Origin of the sequence: Glutamicibacter soli, assembly GCF_003309065.1 — a bacterium.
In the GTDB taxonomy this organism is placed as follows: domain Bacteria; phylum Actinomycetota; class Actinomycetes; order Actinomycetales; family Micrococcaceae; genus Glutamicibacter; species Glutamicibacter soli.
The window spans coordinates 26,083-45,830 of the sequence record NZ_POAF01000001.1 but is presented as its reverse complement, the minus strand read 5'-3'; the positions used below and the strand labels follow the sequence as shown (position 1 = coordinate 45,830).

The window sequence follows — 19,748 nt, the reverse complement described above, 5'->3', positions numbered from 1 at the left end:
GCTAAACGATACGCGCAACAAATGACACCACGTCAGCCTAGCCATGAAGTTCCCGATAGGCCTGGATGGCCCCGGGGTGCAGCGGCTGCCCTGCGGTGCTGATCAGCGTCTGCGGGGTCAGGTATTGGATGCCGGCGCTGCCTGGCGGAATCAGCTCCTGGGCGCGTTCAACCAGCAGCCTGACCACCTGCCCCGCGGTCTGCGCGGGAAAGCTGGCCGGCACGATCAGCAGGTTCGCGACGCCCAGGCTCTGCGCCTGTCCGACGCCGGGATAGGTTCCGGCCGGGATCATCACCCGGTCGTAGAGGCCCGGATACCGCGACCGCAGCCCGGGCAGCACGGAGGACAGGCCGATGAGCCGCAGCTCCACCCGCGCGGCCAGCTCCGACACGGCACCCACGGGCATGCCGCCGAAGAGGAACAGCGCATCGATCCGGCCGGATTCCAGCGCCGCAAGCCCGTCGCCGTAGCCGAGCTTGGTTTCCCTCGGCGCGTTTCCGCCCGACTTCAGCCCGGCTTCCTCCAAGATGCGCTGCCCGGTCACCCAGGTCCCTGATCCTGCCGCGCCAGTTCCCAGCCGGCGCCCGGCCAGGTCGGGCAGGGTGCGGATGGGAGCGTCGGCCCGCACGATGCAGTGGAAGTAGTTCTGGTACACGCGGCCCAGCGCCAGCGGATTGCCCTCATTGGCGGCAGCGCGGCACTGCGCCACGGTGTCGGCCAGGGCCAGCGAGAGCGAAGCCTCCTGCTTCGCCAGCAGGTGCAGGTTCTGCGCGCTGGCCTCGGTCTGCAGCGCGGACGAGTGCTCGGCGATGTTGGAGCGTACCAGCGCCTGCGAAAGCAGCGTGGCGAATTCGAAGTACATTCCGCCGCTTTCGCCGGCGGCGATGTCCAGCCGGTCATGGCGCGGTCCCGGAGTGCACCCTGCAAGCAGCGCGGCGGCCGGGGCGGCCAGCGCGTAGCCCAGCACCGCGCGCCGGGTGGGAATTCCGCTCATCTCAAGCCTCCTACGCTCCAGCATCGTCTTGGGTCCCGGCCAGCCGCAGCGTCACCTGCAGTCCCCCGCCCGCCGCAATTTCCAGAAGCAGCTCGCCGCCATTGGCCCGGACCAGCCGGTCGACGATCGCCATGCCCAGCCCGGTGCCCGGGGACTGCCGGGAGGTCTCGGCCCGCCAGAAGCGCTCGGTCGCGGCCTCCAGCTCGGCGGCCGGCAGGCCCGGCCCGTGGTCGCGGATGACCACGTCAACGACGCTCCCGCGGGCCGCCACCGAGAGGTCGACCTGGCTCCCGGAGGCGTACTTGAAGCAGTTTTCCAGCACCTCGGCGATCATCTGCTGCAGCTCGAATCCGTTGCACAACGCGCGGGCCGTCCGGCTGCCGGGAGCATCCAGGTCCAGCCGCAGCAGCATTCCGCGTTCCCGGGCCGCCGCGCTTTGGCGTTCGACCTCCTCGGTCAGCAGCCTGGCCGGGATCACGGTCCCGGCGTCGGCGCCGGCAGGGACTGCCCCGCCGGCGCTGCGCTCGGAGAGCCGGTGCTCGGCGCTGGCCAGGCGCAACACCCCGTCCAGCAGCATTTCAACACGTTCAAGTTCGCGTTCCACAGCGGCGACTCCATCCGGGTCGGCCTTCTCCCCCAGCCGCATTTTCAGCAGGTCCACGCGCAGCCGCAGCGCGGCGATCGGGTTGCGCAGCTGGTGGGAGGTTTCGGCGATCAGCTCGCGTTGCTGAGCCAGGCTGTCGGTGACGATCTGCGCCATGTTCTCAAAGGAGCGGGACAGCGCCCGCAGTTCCGGCGGGCCTGCTTCCTGCAGCGGGGCGGGGATCTGCGTGCTGGCCAGCTCGGCCACCGCGTCGCTCAGCCGGTGCACCGGCCGCAGTACCCAGGCGGTCAGCCGCTCGGCGAGCAGCAGCATGCCTGCGCAGACGCTCAGCGACACCAGCACCACTGCTCCCCAGCTCTGCAGGATCGCCTGCCGGGCATCGTCCAGGTTGACCTCCATGACCACCGAGCCCAGCACCTGGGTCGAGTTCCCGAACGGCCGGGCGATCAGGGCAGGTTCCTCGGAGAACGGGCTGATTTGGGGAATCCCGGTCTGGTCGAGGTTCAGGGCGGCACGGCGCCGCACTGCGTCGACCTGCGGATCCAGCGGGTCGATGCCGCCGGAAGTGAACTGCAGCCCGCCCAGGCTGATCAGCAGGCCCTCGTCGAACAGCTGCGAATACGCGTCCATTTCCAGCTGCAGTTCCTCGTGGTCGGTGGCATCCTGCGCGTGGGTGCCCAGCTCGACAAAGCGGTTCACCGAAGCCAACCGGCTGAGCTGGACGTCCTGGGTGGTGTTCCGGCTGATGCTCTGCAGCATCAACGTGCCCAGGATGACGGCGATCAGGCACAGCAGCGAGCCGAGCACCCCCAGAACCCGCAGCCTCACGCGTCCACGGCCTCGATGCGGTAGCCGACCCCGCGCACGTTGACGATCATGCCCGGCCGGTCCAGCTTGGAGCGCAGCCCGGTCAGGTGGACGTCCAGGGAACGGGAGACCGCCATGAACGCGTCGCCCCACAGCGAATCCAGGATCTGCTCGCGGGTGACCACGGATCCTGCATGCTGGGCCAGCAGCGCCAGCAGGTCGAATTCCTTGGCGGTCAGCGACAGCTCGCGCCCGGCCAGGGCCGCTTCGCGCTTGCCGGTGTCCACCTGCAGGTCCCCGACGGCCAGGACACCCGCGTCGGGCGCTTGAACCCGGGAGCGGCGGGCGACAGCCTCGATGCGCGCCAGCAGGACGGCCAGCCCGATCGGCTTGACCAGGTAGTCGTCGGCACCCTGGCGCAGGCCGCGGACCACGCTGCGTTCGTCGTTGCGGGCGGTGAGGATCACGATGGGCACCTCGGTAACCTGGCGCAGCTTGCGCAGGACCTCCAGCCCATCCATGTCCGGCAGGCCCAGATCCAGCAGGATCAGCTGCGCCTGCTGATGCCGCAGCAGCGCGTCGGCACCGCGGGCCGCCCGGAACGCCTCGTGGCCGGCGGCGTTCACGGCATCGATCAGCGCCAGCGCGACGGCATCGTCATCTTCGACGACCATTAGGTGCACGGTGGTTCCTCGGATAAGTGGGCTCTGAATTGGTCAATTCTATCAGCCGGGGGCCTGCGTGTACTTTGCGTCACGTCCTTTCCTAAGGAAGTGTTAGTTCTTCGCGTCCAGCTTGGCCGTAACCGGCATCACTCCTAGATTTAGAGATGTTCTTCCAGCCCGCGGCCATTCAATGGTGAACTCCTGCCGCAGCGGCTGACCGAGGTGCCGGGCTACGGTCCGGCAATGATCGACATTCGTAAAGGACTGGCTCACATGTCAGAAAGCACGCGATCGCTGAATGCGGATCTCGACGGCGGTTCACCGCCGAAATGGAAAATCGTCGGCCCCGGCCTGGTGGTCGCCGCCACCGGCGTGGGCGCGGCCGACATGGTCGCCACCCTCGTGGCCGGCAGCCAGTACGGCTACGCGCTGCTCTGGGCGGTCATCCTGGGCGTGATCCTGAAGATCGTGCTGGTCGAGGGCGCCGGACGCTACACGCTGGCCACCGGCAAAACCATCTTCGAGGGATGGCGCACGCTGGGACGCTGGACCACCTGGTACTTCGGCCCCTACATCATCATCTGGGGCTTCGTCTACGGCGCCACCGCGATGAGCTCGGCGGCGATGCCGCTGGCGGCGCTGTTCCCCGCCATCGACCTTAAGATCTGGTCGGTGCTGATGGGCCTGGCAGGTTTCGCCATGGTCTGGTTCGGCAAGTACAACTTCTTCGAGAAGGTCACCGCGGTGCTGGTGGGCATCATGTTCGTCACCGTGGTCGGCCTGGCCGTCATCGCCGCGCCGAACATCCCCGAGATGTTCTCCGGCCTGATCCCGATGATTCCCGAGGGCGGCATCGTCTACACCCTGGCGCTGGCCGGCGGCGTCGGCGGCACCATCACCCTGGCTGCCTACGGCTACTGGCTGCGTGAAAAGGGCTGGTACACGCCGAAGTGGATGCGCGTGATGCGCATCGACAACACCATGGCCTATGTCATGACCGGCATCTTCGTGATCGCCATGCTGATCGTCGGCGCCGAGGTGCTGCGCGCGGCGGGCGTCGCCATCTCCGGCGGCGACAAGGGCCTGCTGGAACTAGCCGACGTGCTGCGCGAGCGCTACGGCGTTGTGGTGGGCAACGGCTTCCTGGTCGGCTTCTGGGCCGCGTCCTTCTCCTCGATCATCGGCGTGTGGAACGGCGTCTCGCTGATGTTCGCGGACTTCTGGGGCCACATGCGCAAGAAGCCAGCGAACCACCCGGACACCATGACCGGCGGCAAGTACTTCAAGTTCTACGTGCTCTGGCTGACCTTCCCGCCGATGGTGCTGTTCCTGCTGGACAAGCCGATCGCCTTGATCCTGGCCTACGGCGTGCTCGGCGCCCTGTTCATGCCGTTCCTGGCCGTGACCCTGCTCGGCCTGCTCAACGGCAAGCGCGTGCCCAAGGAATGGGCCAACCGCTGGCACACCAACGGCGCGCTGGCCGTGACCGCGATCCTGTTCATCATCCTGGGTGGACAGCAGCTCTGGAAGTCTCTCTCGCCGCTCTTCGGCGGCTAGCTTCCAGTTTCCCCAGGCTGCCGAACCATGTGCCCCCAAGCATGGTTCGGCAGCCTTCTGTCTTAATCGACGGGCGCGCGATTGGGCCGGCGGGCCGTGAAACACCCAGAATGGATCCTATGGATATCAAGCATTTCGGAATTCTGGGGGCCGGCCGGGCCGGCACCGCGTTGGCGCGGGTCGCTGCGGCGCAAGGCCTTGAGGTCCAGATCGCCTCCACCCGAACGCCGAGCGCGATGAAATACCACCTGGCGCAGTACGCCACCAAGGCCCGGGCAGTTTCCGCCGAGGACGTGGCGCAAGGTGTGGACCTCGTGGTGCTCATGGTGCCCCAGGAGGAGCTGGAGGACGTCGACCCGAAGACGCTGGCCGGAACCGTCCTGGTGGATGCCACCAACCGCTGGGAGGACGAACCGCTGCCGCAGTGGTTCGAGCACGGACTGGAGTCCGGGCTTACCAGCAGCGAGGTCATCGCCGCCCGTTTCGCGGGCTGCCGCGTGGTCAAGGCGCTGAACCACATCAGCCACTGGGACCTGGATGCGGACAAGGCCTCCCGGCGCAGCGCCCAGCGCGCCCTGGGGATCGCCTCGGACGATGCCGAAGCCGCCGAAGCGGTGGCGCAGCTGGTCCGCAAGCTCGGCTTCGCGCCGGTGATCCTCAAGAACCTGGCCGCCGGACGCATGCTGGAACCGCAGGGCCCGGTCTTCAACGAGGTGCTGGACGCCGAGAGCCTGCGTCGGCTGGTCGGAGCCGACGGGTAAGCCTGCTGCTCGGACAAGACGGTTCCATCCAGCGGGACTGGGTCCCGGTGAGTCGAACGCGCACAGCTAATCTTCTGGTTACTTTTGGTCCGTTTCGAGAGGATGCCCACGCATGTCCGACACCAGCACGTTTAACATTTCAGCCAGCAGCATCGACAGCTGGGATTTCGAGGCCGACGTGGTCGTCGCCGGCTACGGTATCGCCGGGGTGAGCGCCGCCATCGAGGCAGCCCGCGCCGGATCCGAGGTGCTGGTGCTTGAGCGTTCAGGCGGCTGGGGCGGCGCCGCGTCCATGGCCGGCGGCTTCATCTACCTCGGCGGCGGCACGCCCCTGCAGCAGGCCCTGGGCTTCGAGGACACGACGGAGAACATGAAGGCCTTCATGAAGGCAGCGCTGGGCCCGGGGACCGACGATGCCAAGATCGACGCCTACTGCGAAGGCAGCGTGGAGCACTACAACTGGCTGGTGGACGCGGGCGTCGTCTTCAAGGAGTCCTTCTGGGGCCAGCCGGGCTGGGAGCCGCCCTACGACGACGGGCTGATGTACTCCGGGGGCGAGAACGCCGCCCCGTTCAGTTCCACGATTCCCCCGGCCCCGCGCGGGCACGTGCCGCAGATGTCCGGCAAGAAGACCGGCGAGCAGGGCGGCGGCTACATGCTCATGAAGCCGCTGGTCGACACCGCGCAGGCCCTGGGCGTGCGCGCCGAATACGATCTGCGCGTCCAGTGCCTGGTCATCGATCAGGACGGGCGCGTGGTGGGCGTCGGGGCCAAGCGCTACGGCGAGGACGTCTTCGTGTTGGCTCGCCAAGGCGTGGTCCTGGCGATGGGCAGCTTCGTCTACAACGGTCAGATGGTCCGCGCCAACGCCCCGCGCATCCTTGGCCGCCCGGCCGCATCCATCGAGGCGCACGACGGGCGCGCCATCGCGATGGGCCAGTCGATCGGCGCCGCCACCGCCCACATGGACGCCACCGAGGTGGCGTTCTTCTGCGATCCGCAGCTGCTGGTGCGCGGCATCCTGGTCAACGGCCGAGGCCAGCGCTACATCACCGAGGACACCTACCCGGGCCGGATCGGCCAGGCGACGCTGTTCCACCAGGAGAACCAGGCGTTCCTGGTCATCGACGAGGCCGCCTTCGAGGAAGGCTCAGCCAGCGAGACCTCCAGCCCGGAGCTGCTGATGCAGCCGACCTGGGTGGCCGAGTCCGCCGCTGAGCTGGAAGCCGAGATGGGACTGCCCGCGGGCAGCCTGCAGGCCACCATCGAGCAGTACAACCGGTTCGCAGTGCAGGGCACTGATCCCCTGCTGGGCAAGAACCAGAAGTGGGTCAAGCCGCTGCAGGGCGCACTGGCCGCGATCGACCTGCGCGGCCGCACCGGAGGATTCACCCTGGGTGGGCTGCAGACCGATGCCGACTCACGGGTCCTGCACGTTTCGGGCGCACCGATCCCGGGACTTTTCGCGGCGGGTCGTTGCACCTCGGGAGTCTGCGCCGGAGGCTACGCCAGTGGCACGAGCCTGGGCGATGGAAGCTTCTTCGGCCGCCGCGCCGGAATCAGCGCGGCCCAGGAAACGAGCGTTCAGAATGAATTGGCGGCCGCCCAGGGCGGCAAGGCCTGATTCTTGAGAAGTTCGCGAATCGGGTTTGCACCCCGCGTGGCACCATCGCTTCTGAAGCACGTCCGGCCCGGGAACGCGCCCGGGCCAGACACCGTTTCTTGCCTATAAGCCCCGTTCGGGGCATATAAAAAATCCCCGGTTGACCGAAGTCAACCGGGGATTTACCTGTGCGCGAAAGGGGACTTGAACCCCTACCCTCTATTCGAGGACCAGCACCTCAAGCTGGCGCGTCTACCTATTCCGCCACCCGCGCAGGTTGTCTGTTGTTCGCGTTGTTATCGCTGGCAACGAAGTAAAACTTTACCACCGCTTTCGCATGAATTCCAATCGGGCGCCAGCCGGCCCGAAGAGGCCGAAACTCCCGGAATTTCGCGGAATAAACGGGGTTGAGTAGGCAGTTTCAGCGATCGCGGCGCAAATTCGTGTCAAGGGTCACAACATTTTGGCCGGAATTAACAGTTTTCCGCTCCTGCGGACGTAAGCTGGCAGCGATTCCGGCAATCCACCACACTTGGGCCCAGGAGCGAGCGACATGAGCGGTCACCACGACAAGCCAGCCATGCCCGATGTCTCGGGCATGCTCCCCCTGGACGATGGGCACCAGATGTATTGGGAGCAATGGGGCAATCCCGACGGCCAACCGGTGATGTACCTCCACGGCGGCCCGGGCGGAACGCTGGGCGCGAGCGGCTATCGCCACCGCTGGGACCTGGGACGAACCCGGCTCGTCGCTTTCGAGCAACGCGGCTGCGGCAGGTCAACTCCCTCCGCCGCCAATCCCCTGGTGCCGCTCTTGGACTTCACCATGGCGAAGCTCATCAGCGACATCGAAAGGCTGCGCAGGTCGTTGGGCATCAAGCAATGGGTACTCAACGGCGTCTCGTGGGGATCCACCCTCGCGCTGTCCTACGCGCAGGCCCATCCCGAACGGGTGTCGGGCCTCGTGCTTTTCGCGGTCACTTCCACCAGCGAGGCTGAAGTCCGCTGGATCACCGAGACGGTCGGTGCGGTCTTTCCCGAGGCCTGGGACGAGTTCGCGAGCTTCGCCGAAATCCACCATCCCTCCTACACCCGCGGCTCCGGCCGCATCGTCAAGGCCTACGCCGACCTGCTGGCCTCACCCTACGGGCAGCTGCGCGACGCGGCTTCGCAGGCCTGGGCGCTGTGGGAGGATACGCATGTTTCCCTGGGCCGGGATCCCGTGGTGCGCGACCCGCGCTGGGACGATGCCCGCTTCCGCCAGGCCTTCGCCAGGCTCACCACGCATTTCTGGTCGCACGCGGGATTCAACGACCCGCCGCTGCTGGAGCGGATGGACCGCGTCGAGCACCTCCCGGGGCTCCTGGTCCACGGCAGGCAGGACGTGTCAGGCCCGCTGCGCACCGCGTGGGAGCTGCACCGGCGCTGGCCCGGCTCGCAGCTGGTGATCTGCGAGCACGACGGGCACGGCGGGGAGCAGATGACGGCCCACTGGGAGTCCGCCAACAACACGATGCTCGATCGGCTCAGTTGATAGCATCAAGGGTGGGCCGCTGCCGCGGCCTGTTCGTTCATTAGGAAATCCGGAGCCCTCCGATGCGCATTGCCATGCTCTCCTTGCACACCTCCCCCATGCAGCAACCCGGGTCGGGCGATGCCGGCGGCATGAACGTGTACATCCAGAATCTGTCCTTCGCGCTGGGCGCGCTGGGGCACGAGGTGCACATGATCACGCGCACCGCCGCGGACTCCGAATCCCGGCAGGTCGCCGAGGGCGTGTGGATGCACCAGGTGCAGATCGCCGCGCACCAGCAGCTGGACAAGGAAGACCTGCCGCAGATCATCGACCCGGCCGCGTCCGCGATTTTCGCGCACCTGCACGGCCTGGACATCGACATCATCCACGCCCACTACTGGCTCTCGGGCATGGTGGGGCTGCAGCTGGCCCGCGAGTTCTCCGCCCCGCTGATCGTCTCGATGCACACCTCGGCCGCCGCAAAGGAATTCGAATCCGGCATCGAGGAGCCCGGGCCGCGCAAGGAGGCCGAGAAGCAGCTGCTGGCCGAGGCCTCGCGCGTCATCGCCAACACCCCGGTGGAGGCCCGCCAGCTGGCCCGCTTCTATGAGGTGGACCGGCAGAAGCTGGACGTGGTGCTGCCCGGGGTGAACCACCGCATCTTCCACCCCGAGCAGGACAAGCTCTGCCGCCCGCTGGGCCCCGACGACCTGCATCTGGTCTATGCCGGACGGCTGCAGCCGCTCAAGGGCGCGCACGTGATGCTGGAGGCGATGGGCCTGGCCCGGCGCAGCCATCCGCAGCTGCGTATTACCGCCTCGCTGTTCGGGGCACGCTCCGGCAGCGCCGACTACGACCTGCAGGCGCTGGTGCAGCGCGAGGGCCTGGACGACCTAGTGCGCTTCTTCGGTCCGCTGAAGCCACAGCAGCTGGCGGCGGTCTTCGCCAATGCCGACGTGGTCGCGGTGCCCTCGCTGTCCGAGACCTTCGGCCTGGTCGCCGCCGAGGCCCAGGCCTGCGGCACCCCGGTGGTGGCCAACGCGGTCGGCGGGCTGGGCTATGCGGTGCGCGACGGCTACTCCGGATGGCTCATGCCTGAACCGGACCCGCAGCTGTGGGCGCAGAAGCTCGTCGAGCTGGCCGGCAACCCGCCGATGGTCACCCAGGCCGGGCACGTCGCGCTGGAGCATTCAGGCGAGTTCACCTGGGAGCGGGCTGCGGTGGCCTCGCTGGCCAGCTACCGCATGGCGCAAGGCGCCCTGATCGGCTGAGCCCCCGCACAAGCAGCGATGGCGCAGGACCGTAGAGGTCCTGCGCCATCGCTGTTTGTCTTAGGCCTGCGTTTCAAGCGTCAGCTCGAAGTGCGGTTTGCCCTTGCGGGGGCTCCACGCCGCCACCTCGAAGCCAGCTTCGGTGCGGCTGAAGGCCAGATCGACGCTGGCCGGCAGCACCACCGGGGTCTTGAACTCGATGCTCCAGCGGTACTCGCCCGCCGCCGGCTCGATGCCGGACAGCGCGCGGGCGGCCAGGTAGATGCCGTGGGCGATGGCCCGCGGCATGCCCAGCGCCTTGGCGCTCAGCGCGGAGAGGTGGATCGGGTTGTAGTCCCCCGCCACCGCCGCCCAGCGCCGCCCGGTCCCGGCATCCAGCGTCCAGGACGCGGTGCGCTGCGGCGGATCGAAGGCAGCATGCACCGATTTCTCCGGCACGGCGCCTTCGAGCTTCACGCCCTTGGCCAGGAAGGTGCTGCGCAGCTCCATCCGCTGTTGCCCGTCCACCACGATGCGCACCACCAGGTCGAAGGCCGCGCCCTTGGGATGGGCGACCAGGTTCTCGCTGCGCACCTCCACGTCGAAGGCCTCGTCCTCGGCCAGCGGCCGGCGCACTGCCACCTGGTTGCGCAGGTGGATCATGCCCAGCAGCGGCAGCGGGAAGTCGCCTCGCAGCATCAGCGACATGGCCAGCGGGAAGGCCAGCGAATGCACGTAGAGGCTGGGCAGCACCCCGTTGGCCGGGGCGCCGACCGCGCGGCGGAACGCATCCAGGCCGCCGGGGTCGGCCGCGGCCGAGCGGTGGACCAGCACCGTGGAGGGCAGCACCGGGTTGCGCCCCTTGCGGCCCAGGGTCTTCACCGCCTTGGCGTAGACCGAGCCCATGGACGGGATCTGCTCGACCAGTTCGGCGCCCATCTAGGCACCCACCAGCGACTGCCCGCACACGCGCAGCACCTGGCCGTTCAGGCCGGCGGCGGCGTCCGAGCTGAGGAAGGAGATCGCCTCGGCGACGTCCTGCGGCAGCCCGCCCTGCATCAGCGAGGGCAGCACCATGCGCGCCACGGTGCGGGTGCCCAGCGGGATCTTGGCGGTCATCTCGGTTTCGATGAAGCCCGGGGCCACCGCGGCGATGGAGCCGCCCTGCTCGGCGAACAGCTTGGCGCTGGAGCGCACCATGCCGATCACCCCGCCCTTGGAGGCGGCGTAGTTGGTCTGCCCGCGGTTTCCGGCGATGCCGGAGGTGGAGGCCAGCGAGACCACGCGCAGCCCCGGCAGCTTGGCGGCGAGGAACGCCTCGTTCATGCGCAGCTGCGAGGCGATGTTCACCGCGATCACCGAATCCCAGCGGGCCGCGTCCATGTTGGCCAGCAGCTTGTCGCGGGTGATGCCTGCGTTGTGCACGACGATGTCCAGCGAACCGTGGCGGCCGATGGCGTGGTCCATGATCTGCTGCGCGGCGTCCTTCGCGGTGACGTCCAGCTGCAGGGTGGTCGCGCCGATCTGGTTGGCTACCGCGGCCAGCGCCTCGCCGGCGGCGGGCATGTCCACCACCACCAGCTGGGCGCCGTCGCGGGCCAGGGTGCGGGCGATCGAGGCGCCGATGCCGCGCGCGGCGCCGGTGACCACGGCAACCTTGCCAGCCAGCGGCTTGTGGAAGTCGGCAGGCAGCTCGCCGTCGGTGCTGCGCACGGTGAGGAACTGCCCGTCCACGTAGGCGCTGCGTCCGGAGAAGAAGAAGCGCAGCGCGCCAAGGGTTCCGGGGCTGAGCAGGTCGGTGCCCTCGGTGAGCACGATGCCGTTGGCGGTGGCCCCGCCGCGCATTTCGCGGCCCAAGGAGCGCATGGCGCCGTCGATGCCCTGGCGCACCGCAGCCAGGGCCGGGGCGTCGGTGTCCAGCGCCGGGCGGGAAATCGAGACCACGCGGGCCCCGGGCACCAGCTTGCGCAGCGCCGCGCCGGCGGCGAGCATCAGCGGCGAGAGCTGCTCGGGGTGGGTGAGCTCGTCCAGTAGCAGCACCAGCCCGCCCAGCTTCGCGTCCCCGGCATCGTGGCGGCGCACGTCCAGGTCCCAGCCCATCAGCGTGTCGCTCAGTTCCTGGGCGCGGGCCGAGCTGCCCAGCACCAGCACCGGGCCGGGCAGCAGCGGGGTGGTTTCCCCGTAGCGGCGCAGCCGCGGCGGGCGCGGCAGGCCCAGCAGCTTCGCGAGCTTCTTGGTCATGCCGGTGTTGACCAGTTCCATGTACTTGTCTGCCATTACTTGCGTGCCTCCACGATCGCGACGACTCCCTGGCCTCCGGCGGCGCACACGGAAACCAGTGCGCGGCCGCTGCCCTTTTCTGCCAGCATCTTGGCGGTGCTGGCGATGATGCGCCCGCCGGTGGCGGCGAACGGGTGCCCGGCCGCCAGCGAGGAGCCGTTCACATTCAGCTTGCCCCGGTCGATGGCCCCCAGCGGCGCATCCAGTCCCAGCTTCTCACGGCAGAACGTCTCGTCCTCCCAGGCGGCCAGCGTGGCGAGCACGGTGCCGGCGAAGGCCTCGTGGATCTCGTAGAAGTCGAAGTCCTGCAGGGCCAGGTTGTTGCGCTCCAGCAGGCGGGCGGTGGCGTAGGCAGGGGCCATGAGCAGGCCCTCGGCGCCGTGCACGAAGTCCACCGCGGCGGCCTCGAAGTCCACGAAGTTCGCCAGCATCGGCAGATCGTGCGCGGCGGCGAATTCCTCGCTGCCCAGCAGCACCGTGGAGGCGCCGTCGGTCAGCGGGGTGGAGTTGCCGGCGGTCATGGTGGCCGCCTCGCCCAGGTTCTTGCCGAAGGCGGGCTTGAGCTTGGCCAGCTTCTCAAGGGTGGAGTCGGCGCGCAGGTTGTTGTCGCGCGAAAGCCCCTTGAACGGGGTCAGCAGGTCGTTGAAGAAGCCGCGGTCGTAGGCGGCGGCCAGGTTCAGGTGGCTTGCCAGCGCCAGCTCGTCCTGGGCTTCGCGGGTGATGTTCCAGGCCTTGGTGGTCAACGCCTGGTGGTCGCCCATGGACAACCCGGTGCGCGGCTCGCCGGTGCCCGGGGCGCTGGGCGCCAGGTGCGAGGGGCGGATCTTGGCCAGCGCCGCCAGCTTGGCCTTGGTGGACCTGGCGCGGGAGAGCTCCAATAGGATGCCGCGCAGCGATTCGGAGACCGCGATCGGCGCGTCGGAGGTGGTGTCCACGCCGCCGCCGATGCCGGATTCGATCTGGCCCAGCTTGATCTTGTTGGCCAGCGAGCCGATGGCCTCCATGCCGGTGGCGCAGGCCATCTGCACGTCGTAGGCAGGGGTGGCAGGGTCCAGCGAGCTGCCCAGCACGGATTCGCGGACCAGGTTGAAGTCCTTGGAGTGCTTGAGCACCGCGCCGCCGGCGACGGCGCCGAGGCGCTGCCCCTGCAGCCCGAAGCGCGCCACCAGGCCTTCCAGCGCGGCGGTGAACATGTCCTGGTTGGAGGCGTTGACGTAGGCGGTGTTTGACCGGGCGAACGGGATGCGGTTGCCACCGATGATCACGGCATTGCGCACTGAGGGCTGGCTCATCTGGGTTGAACTCCTAAAGGGAATTTGATGTGACAGGTATTACTGTAACCAAGAGTACATGATACTGTGAGTAACGTGAACAAGATCACCGAAGTATTCGACCCGGCAGCCGACGGCCGCGCCTCCCGCTGGGAGGCCCACCGCACCGCCCGCCACGAGGAGCTGCTCAAGCTCGCCCGCAAGGCGGTGCACCAGCTCGGCCCGCAGGTTTCAATCCAAGAGATCGCGAACCACGCCAAGACCTCCAAGCCGGTCTACTACCGCTACTTCGGGGACAAGGAAGGGCTGCGCCAGGCGCTGGGCGCGATGGTCATCAACGACTTCCGCCAGCGGGTGATCGCCGCGGGCCTGGCCAAGCAGGACGAGGCCAGCGCGCTGCACGCGATGGTCACCGCCTACCTGGAACTGGCGGCGAACTCCCCCAACCTCTACTTCTTCGTCACCGCAGTCCCCCGGGACTCCGGTGCCACCGACGACGCCTCCGGCGCGCTGAACGACTTCTTCGAGGAGATCAGCTCGCTGATCGCCCAGCGGCTGACCGGACTGCCGGCCGCCGCCGGCGCCACCGCGATCAGCCTCTGGCCGCGCGCGGCGCTGGGCATGGTGCGCGCCGCCGGCGAGCAGTGGCTGCGCCAGCCCGAGAGCGGCGGCAAACCCAGCTTGGCCGCACTGGCCGACGAACTGAGCCGCTGGCTGGTCCACGGCATCGCCGCCCGCTAGCAACCATCCCGACACCCAACCCATCAACATTGTGCAGTGAACGAAAGGTACCGACATGAGTGAGACCCGCATCGACGTCAAGGCCCTGGCCGAGCAGCTGCTCGGCCCCTACGCCGAGGTCCGCAAGGCCTCGCGCGCCCGCGCCGCCCGCCCCGAGCTGCAGCGCGACCCCTCGCTGCCGATGGACGCGCACCGCGCCCGCGTGCTTCAGCAGCTGGGCATCCTGGTCCAGGAGCAGGCGGTGCAGCGCGCCTTCCCGGCACAGTTCGGCGGCCACGACGACCACGGCGGCTCGCTGGCCTCTTTCGAGGAACTGGTTGCCGCCGACCCGTCGCTGCAGATCAAGGCAGGCGTGCAGTGGGGCCTGTTCGCGGGGGCGATCCTGCACCTGGGCACCGCGGAGCACCACGCCAAGTGGCTGCCGGACGCCATGAGCCTGAAGACCCCCGGCGCCTTCGCGATGACCGAAATCGGCCACGGCTCGGACGTCGCAGCCGTCGCCACCACCGCCACCTATGACGAGGACACCGAGGAATTCGTCATCCACACCCCGTTCAAGGCCGCCTGGAAGGAATTCCTGGGCAACGCGGCGCTGCACGGCAAGGCAGCCACCGTCTTCGCCCAGCTGATCACCAAGGGCGTGAACCATGGCGTGCATTGCTTCTATGTGCCGATCCGCGATCAGGACGGGCAGTTCCTGGACGGCGTCGGCGGCGAGGACGACGGCCTGAAGGGCGGGCTGAACGGCATCGATAACGGCCGGCTGCACTTCACCAAGGTGCGTGTGCCGCGCACCAACCTGCTCAACCGCTACGGCGACGTCGCCGCCGACGGCAGCTACAGCTCCCCGATCGCCTCCCCGGGCCGCCGCTTCTTCACCATGCTCGGCACCCTGGTCCAGGGCCGCGTCTCGCTGGACGGTGCCGCCACCAGCGCCTCGAAGATCGCCCTGCAGATCGCGGTGACCTACGCGAACCAGCGCCGCCAGTTCAACTCTACCTCGGACACCGAGGAGACCACGCTGCTCGACTACCAGCGCCACCAGCGCCGCCTGCTCACGCGTGTGGCCCGCACCTACGCCTCCTCCTTCGCGCACGACGACCTGCTGGACAAGTTCGACGCGGTCTTTTCCGGCCGCGAGGACACCGACGAGGACCGGCAGGACCTGGAGACCCTGGCCGCGGCGCTGAAGCCGCTGAGCACCTGGGACGCGCTGGACACCATCCAGGAATCGCGCGAGGCCTGCGGCGGCTCGGGCTACATGGCCAAGAACCGGTTCAACCAGCTCTACAACGACCTGGACATCTACGTCACCTTCGAGGGCGACAACAACGTGCTGCTGCAGCTGGTGGGCAAGCGCCTGCTCACCGACTACGCCTCGGAGTTCCGCAAGCTGGATACCGGCGCGGTGGCCCGCTACGTGGCCAAACAGGTCGGCAGCACCGCCCTGCACCGCTTCGGGCTGCGCGGCGTGGGCCAGTCCTTCGCCGACGTGAGCGACGAGCGCAAGAGCGCGAACTTCTTCAAGGACCCCGCCAACCAGCGCGCGCTGCTCACCGAGCGCATCAACGCCAAGGTCGTCGAGGTCGCCGGCGCGCTGCGCGCCGCGGGCAAGGACCCGGTGAAGGCGGCCAATGCCTTCAACGAGAACCAGGACCTGCTCATCTCCGCAGCCCGCGACCACGGACAGCTGCTGCGCTGGGAGGCCTTCACCGCCGCCCTGGCCAAGATCCAGGATCCGGCCACCAAGGAGGTGCTGACCTGGCTGCGCGACGTCTTCGCGCTGACCGTGATCGAGGACGACCTGGGCTGGTTCCTGGCCAACGGGCGCCTGTCCATGCAGCGTGCCCGCACCCTGCCCGAGTACGTCAACCGGCTGCTCGCCCGACTGCGCCCGCACGCCCAGGACCTGGTCGACGCCTTCGGCTACACCCAGGAGCACCTGCGCGCGGAGATCTCCTCCGGAATCGAGTCCCAGCGCCAGGACGAAGCGATGGAATACTTCCGCCGCCTGCGCGCCAGCGACAACGCCCCGGTCAGCGAGAAGTCCCTGCGCAAGAGCGGCGCCAAGGCCTAGCCTGAACCGCCGAACCGCGTGAATGCCTGCCGGCCCCGCCGTCCTCCCGGATGGCGGGGCCCGCAAGTGCTTAGGGGTACGTGTAGCGCCTGCCAAGCAGCCAACCGACGTCGGACGTTACTTCAAGCAGGTATTAGGCGGGCAGAAGGAAGACCGATATCCAATATGCCTGTCGAGGCGCTAACTCCGGAAAGAATTCCTCTCGGCTCTTTGCGCCATGGCTCCTGGATGAGGAAGCGAGACCCCTCAAACTAGGACAGCTCGTGGAATTGCGGCTCGAAACCGGTTGACGTAGTACTAGCTGGCTCGATGCAAAACCTGACGGCGTTCACGATCGACGAATCCCGCAGTCTTCTTTTGGCCGTACTTGTCTTCGTATTTGCGCATGATCTTTTCTGCCAGCTCTTTTTCGAAATCCGAAATCGGTTCGGCCTGACCTGACTGAATTCGCTGGCTCAGAAAGCCTATTTCGCTAGATCGCATAGTCATCATCTGCCTCACGTTCATTATCGCCTGCTGCCTCTTCATCGTCTACAACCGATCCCGAACCTTGCAGGACCACTTGGTACATTAACTCTTCCAAGACAGCACCATGCTTCCCAAGCAGCACGTCGATGAAGCTAAGTCCGACTATGCGCTTGGCGCTCGAATCCGACACAGCCATGTCGATTGCCCATTCAACTTGTTTTCTGGCGCTTTCTTCCGCCGCTGTTGCCTTCGTGACACTGGAGCAGTAAACCGTTGCCGCGTACGCGACACTCGCGGCCGCCACTGCGAAGATGCCTGCAGCTGGCGGCCCAGACCAAAATGACCGCCAGAAAGAATCATCCAGAACAAATGGCGGCAGCTACCTTGCCAGGGCAAAACCAAAAAATGAAAGCCAGCAAAGACAGGACGAATGGAATTCTCTTAACCCGACCGAAGTGCTGGGGGACGCTTCTAATCATTCTCAGGATGAATCCGCCCTGTCGGCTGTACTGCCAAAGTTGCAGCGATAGCCGAGTCCATGGCAATACCGTATTCCATGGAACCTAGAATTTGTCTGCATATCGGTGTAACGAGATTGGGCCAGAAATTCATCATCCCGCGCATCGCTAATGGGAATATCGACCACAAATACCGGAAAGCAGAAGCGCTAATCCGCTGAGCACGCTATATCTTAGGCGGCTCAACAGGAACCGTCTCCAGGAGGTGCTATTGCTGGACCGTATCTGAGCCGTTGATTGGACGAATGATCCAGGCTTCCTGAGTGCGATACATGGTAGATCTTTGGACCATCGCGGGTGATGCCCAAAAGGGACTGTGCTTCCACTGAGATCCAGAAATACCAGAAAGCGAACTTCCACCACAGCAGGTCGGCTGTTGATTGCTGCCGTCCAAGGAAAGGCGGCAATGCCACGCCAACGCGTCGAGGAGCAGAGCCTCGATGCTTTGAATTGTTGAAGCTTGTTAACTGCAGCTCGGGCAATCCCGAAGTAGTCTTTGAAAAGATATTCACCGCATAGGACGTCGCCCTACGATAGTCGTTGCGCCAACGCGATGATCAACCCCTCGGGACCACGGATGTAGGCCATGGACCAGATGCCCTCGTATTCGCCGATGCCCCCGATCAGCCCGTAGCCGCGTTCCTGCAGCCGGCCCACCAGCAGGGGCAGGTCCTCCACTTCGAAGGCCAGGCTGCGCAGACCCAGTTCGTTGGCCATCGCCCGAGGCTGCCCGGGCCCCGGCGCCGGGCGGTCGAAGCTGGACAGCTCGATGCAGACTTCGGTTCCTGGCACCGCGAGCATCACGATATTGGTGCGCGAATCCGGGATGCCGCAGACGGTGTCGAGGAACTCCCCCTCCATGCCTTCCTGGCTTCCCTGGACCTCCAGGCCCAGCTCCACGAAGAACTCGGTCACCGCTTCCAGGTTCGACACCGTGACGCCGACATGGTCGAACCTCTTGATCTGGGGCATTGGTGCATGGCTCATGGCTCTTCCCTCTCCACGGGGTTTCCGGTACTTTAGGCGCAGGTTATTGCGCCTCATGCTACGCCCGCGGTGCGACGGGTCCAAGCAGATTCGGCGGCTCCCAGACGAGAAACAGGCAGGCAGAATGAGCATCGAGATCTTTCCGGCGGATGCCGAGCGGTTGAACGACATCCGGCAGATTTTCGGCATGACCGGCGATCCTTCCTGGTGCAAGTGCCAGTACTTTATCGACGAGAACTGGAACCAGGGCGCCGATGCCAACGACTTGGCGCTGCAGACGCAGGTCTGCACCCAGGAGGTCCCGGCCGGTCTGGTGGCCTACGCGGACGGCGAGCCCGCCGGTTGGGTGCAGGTCGGGCCGAGCACGCGCTATCCCCGATTCAAGCCGCGGGGCCACCAGGCGGCGCACTCAATCTGGGCGCTGACCTGCTTCGTGGTCCGCGACGGCTACCGGAAACGCGGGGTTGCCCGCGAACTGCTGCGCGCGGCGATCGGGCATGCGCGGGATGCCGGGGCCGAGTTCCTGCGCGCCCGCCCCACCGACACGGCGATCAATGCGAAAAACAGCGCCGGGCTGTTCACCGGCGTGCTCAGCAGCTTCCGGGCCGAAGGTTTCGAGATTGTGAACCGCAACCACAGCATGACGCTGGTCCAGCTTCGCCTCGCGGCCGAACCCACGTAGGCTGACCTCGACAGCCGCGGTGGTCACCCGCGTGGTTCGACAACGAAGAGGCTCCCCATGAATCCCCAACCGGAAATGGTTCGTTCGCGGCAGCTGGCTTGGCTCGGCGTCGGGGCGGCACTGCTTTCCATGTTCACCACGAGCTCGGCAGTCCTGCAGTTCATCTGCCTGACCCTGGGCGCCATTCTGTTCATCATGTCCGCCCAACGGCTCCCCGCAGACACCGGCGCCAAGGGATTGCCTTCCCGCAAGGCGCTGATCGTGCTGCTGGGTATCGCCGCCGCCTCGTTTGTGCTGCGCTTCGTGCTGCTGCTGGCGGTTTCCACGCCTGCGCCCTACGCCGACTACATGCCGGAGACCGGGCCGCGGGCAACCCAGTTCATCGCCGCGAATACGACGTTCTTCTACCTTTTCTCGGTGCTGGTGATGTTCGGGGCCACGCTCGGCGCAGCGTTGGCTCTGTTCGGCCGCAAGCAGCGCACCGCCTGAGCAATTCAGTCGCTAAGCGGCAGGCTGCGGCCGATAGAAGGTGAAGGCGAGCACCCCGGCCAGGGCCGCCAATCCCAGGGTGGGGATCATCAGCGCAGGGTCCATGGTGACCCGCGTCGGGTCCTGAGCATCCAGCTGGGAGGCGATCAGTGTCAGGTGCATTGCGTTGACTCCCAGCGCGAAGAACACCCCGAGGCCAACCCCGACCCGGGCCAGCAACGCCGAGGCGCCGCGGCGGGCGATGGCCAGCCCGCAGACCAGGGCGCACAACACGATGGCCGCGGCCGAAAGCAGCAGGTTGATCCCGAACAGCGGTTCGAAGCCGCCGGCGATATTCTGCTCGTTCCACTGCGTGGCCAGTTCCTCCGGCAGCCGCTCGGAGGAACAGACCGACCACAGGCGATCACTGCGGAGACCAGCGCGATGCAGGCAACGGTCCCCCAGCCCCAGGAGCGGTCGTAGCCGCGCAGGTCCCACT

The 19,748-nt window shown here is 67.1% G+C and carries 20 protein-coding genes and 1 tRNA gene; 10 read left to right on the top strand and 11 right to left on the bottom strand.

What is annotated here, in order from left to right; all coding sequences use genetic code 11:
* Positions 1–37: 37 nt before the first annotated feature.
* The 3 genes from C1H84_RS00225 to C1H84_RS00215 are packed head-to-tail and all read right to left on the bottom strand — an operon-like array spanning position 38 to position 3,088.
* A complete protein-coding gene (locus C1H84_RS00225; RefSeq protein ID WP_181727995.1) occupies positions 38–994 on the bottom strand; it encodes a TAXI family TRAP transporter solute-binding subunit in 957 nt (318 codons plus the stop codon).
* 10 nt (positions 995–1,004) lie between these two features.
* The gene (locus C1H84_RS00220) at positions 1,005–2,426 is read right to left on the bottom strand and encodes a sensor histidine kinase (RefSeq protein ID WP_113606231.1); all 1,422 of its coding nucleotides are present in this window, start codon (positions 2,424–2,426) and stop codon (positions 1,005–1,007) included.
* Complete coding sequence (locus tag C1H84_RS00215; protein ID WP_047119088.1) at positions 2,423–3,088, bottom strand: response regulator transcription factor; 666 nt, start codon at positions 3,086–3,088, stop codon at positions 2,423–2,425. The genes C1H84_RS00220 and C1H84_RS00215 overlap by 4 nt, the downstream gene beginning before the upstream one ends.
* A 255-nt stretch (positions 3,089–3,343) precedes the next feature.
* Between C1H84_RS00215 and C1H84_RS00210 the strand changes: the two genes are divergently transcribed.
* The 3 genes from C1H84_RS00210 to C1H84_RS00200 all read left to right on the top strand — a co-directional run bounded on the left by C1H84_RS00210 (position 3,344) and on the right by C1H84_RS00200 (position 7,012).
* Entirely contained in the window at positions 3,344–4,627 is a 1,284-nt protein-coding gene (locus C1H84_RS00210) for an Nramp family divalent metal transporter (protein ID WP_113606230.1), read from the top strand.
* Positions 4,628–4,746: 119 nt separating this feature from the next.
* Positions 4,747–5,388 (top strand): NADPH-dependent F420 reductase, encoded by a 642-nt coding sequence (locus C1H84_RS00205; RefSeq protein ID WP_047119086.1) that lies wholly within the window; start codon positions 4,747–4,749, stop codon positions 5,386–5,388.
* A gap of 112 nt (positions 5,389–5,500) precedes the next feature.
* Entirely contained in the window at positions 5,501–7,012 is a 1,512-nt protein-coding gene (locus C1H84_RS00200) for an FAD-dependent oxidoreductase (protein WP_047119085.1), read from the top strand.
* A gap of 168 nt (positions 7,013–7,180) precedes the next feature.
* On the opposite strand, the gene C1H84_RS00195 is transcribed toward C1H84_RS00200, so the two are convergent.
* Positions 7,181–7,265: transfer RNA gene (locus tag C1H84_RS00195), tRNA-Leu, on the bottom strand.
* A gap of 279 nt (positions 7,266–7,544) precedes the next feature.
* Between C1H84_RS00195 and C1H84_RS00190 the strand changes: the two genes are divergently transcribed.
* Positions 7,545–8,525 carry an alpha/beta fold hydrolase gene (locus C1H84_RS00190; RefSeq protein ID WP_244910770.1) on the top strand — a complete coding sequence of 327 codons (981 nt, stop codon included), beginning with the start codon at positions 7,545–7,547 and terminating at the stop codon, positions 8,523–8,525.
* A 98-nt stretch (positions 8,526–8,623) separates the two neighbouring features.
* Complete coding sequence (locus C1H84_RS00185; protein WP_220124863.1) at positions 8,624–9,778, top strand: glycosyltransferase; 1,155 nt, start codon at positions 8,624–8,626, stop codon at positions 9,776–9,778.
* 60 nt (positions 9,779–9,838) lie between these two features.
* Here the strand turns inward: C1H84_RS00185 and C1H84_RS00180 are convergent, their stop codons facing one another.
* The 3 genes from C1H84_RS00180 to C1H84_RS00170 are packed head-to-tail and all read right to left on the bottom strand — an operon-like array spanning position 9,839 to position 13,329.
* Complete coding sequence (locus C1H84_RS00180) at positions 9,839–10,696, bottom strand: MaoC family dehydratase (protein WP_113606228.1); 858 nt, start codon at positions 10,694–10,696, stop codon at positions 9,839–9,841.
* The gene (locus C1H84_RS00175) at positions 10,697–12,034 is read right to left on the bottom strand and encodes a 3-oxoacyl-ACP reductase (protein WP_113606227.1); all 1,338 of its coding nucleotides are present in this window, start codon (positions 12,032–12,034) and stop codon (positions 10,697–10,699) included.
* Positions 12,034–13,329: an acetyl-CoA C-acetyltransferase gene (locus tag C1H84_RS00170; protein ID WP_113606226.1), complete on the bottom strand. Its 1,296-nt coding sequence runs from the start codon at positions 13,327–13,329 to the stop codon at positions 12,034–12,036. The genes C1H84_RS00175 and C1H84_RS00170 overlap by 1 nt, the downstream gene beginning before the upstream one ends.
* A gap of 66 nt (positions 13,330–13,395) precedes the next feature.
* Between C1H84_RS00170 and C1H84_RS00165 the strand changes: the two genes are divergently transcribed.
* Complete coding sequence (locus C1H84_RS00165) at positions 13,396–14,049, top strand: TetR/AcrR family transcriptional regulator (RefSeq protein WP_244910769.1); 654 nt, start codon at positions 13,396–13,398, stop codon at positions 14,047–14,049.
* Between the two features lie 55 nt (positions 14,050–14,104).
* Positions 14,105–16,126: an acyl-CoA dehydrogenase family protein gene (locus C1H84_RS00160; RefSeq protein ID WP_113606224.1), complete on the top strand. Its 2,022-nt coding sequence runs from the start codon at positions 14,105–14,107 to the stop codon at positions 16,124–16,126.
* A 297-nt stretch (positions 16,127–16,423) separates the two neighbouring features.
* Here the strand turns inward: C1H84_RS00160 and C1H84_RS17885 are convergent, their stop codons facing one another.
* Positions 16,424–16,609 carry a hypothetical protein gene (locus tag C1H84_RS17885; RefSeq protein ID WP_146955788.1) on the bottom strand — a complete coding sequence of 62 codons (186 nt, stop codon included), beginning with the start codon at positions 16,607–16,609 and terminating at the stop codon, positions 16,424–16,426.
* Positions 16,599–16,898, bottom strand: coding sequence for a hypothetical protein (locus tag C1H84_RS00155; RefSeq protein ID WP_113606223.1), 300 nt, complete (start codon positions 16,896–16,898; stop codon positions 16,599–16,601). Before C1H84_RS00155 ends, C1H84_RS17885 begins: the two co-directional genes overlap by 11 nt.
* A 7-nt stretch (positions 16,899–16,905) precedes the next feature.
* On the opposite strand from C1H84_RS00155, the gene C1H84_RS17880 reads away from it, so the two are divergent.
* Positions 16,906–17,124 carry a hypothetical protein gene (locus C1H84_RS17880; RefSeq protein WP_146955786.1) on the top strand — a complete coding sequence of 73 codons (219 nt, stop codon included), beginning with the start codon at positions 16,906–16,908 and terminating at the stop codon, positions 17,122–17,124.
* 516 nt (positions 17,125–17,640) lie between these two features.
* Here the strand turns inward: C1H84_RS17880 and C1H84_RS00150 are convergent.
* The gene (locus C1H84_RS00150) at positions 17,641–18,099 is read right to left on the bottom strand and encodes a VOC family protein (protein ID WP_244910768.1); all 459 of its coding nucleotides are present in this window, start codon (positions 18,097–18,099) and stop codon (positions 17,641–17,643) included.
* A gap of 124 nt (positions 18,100–18,223) precedes the next feature.
* Here C1H84_RS00150 and C1H84_RS00145 point away from each other — a divergent pair, with 124 nt between their 5' ends.
* On the top strand, positions 18,224–18,781 hold the full coding sequence (locus C1H84_RS00145) for a GNAT family N-acetyltransferase (RefSeq protein WP_181727994.1): 558 nt from the start codon (positions 18,224–18,226) through the stop codon (positions 18,779–18,781).
* 57 nt (positions 18,782–18,838) lie between these two features.
* Positions 18,839–19,270 carry a hypothetical protein gene (locus C1H84_RS00140; RefSeq protein ID WP_113606220.1) on the top strand — a complete coding sequence of 144 codons (432 nt, stop codon included), beginning with the start codon at positions 18,839–18,841 and terminating at the stop codon, positions 19,268–19,270.
* 12 nt (positions 19,271–19,282) lie between these two features.
* Here the strand turns inward: C1H84_RS00140 and C1H84_RS00135 are convergent, their stop codons facing one another.
* Positions 19,283–19,747 carry a hypothetical protein gene (locus C1H84_RS00135; RefSeq protein WP_113606219.1) on the bottom strand — a complete coding sequence of 155 codons (465 nt, stop codon included), beginning with the start codon at positions 19,745–19,747 and terminating at the stop codon, positions 19,283–19,285.
* Position 19,748 lies beyond the last annotated feature (1 nt).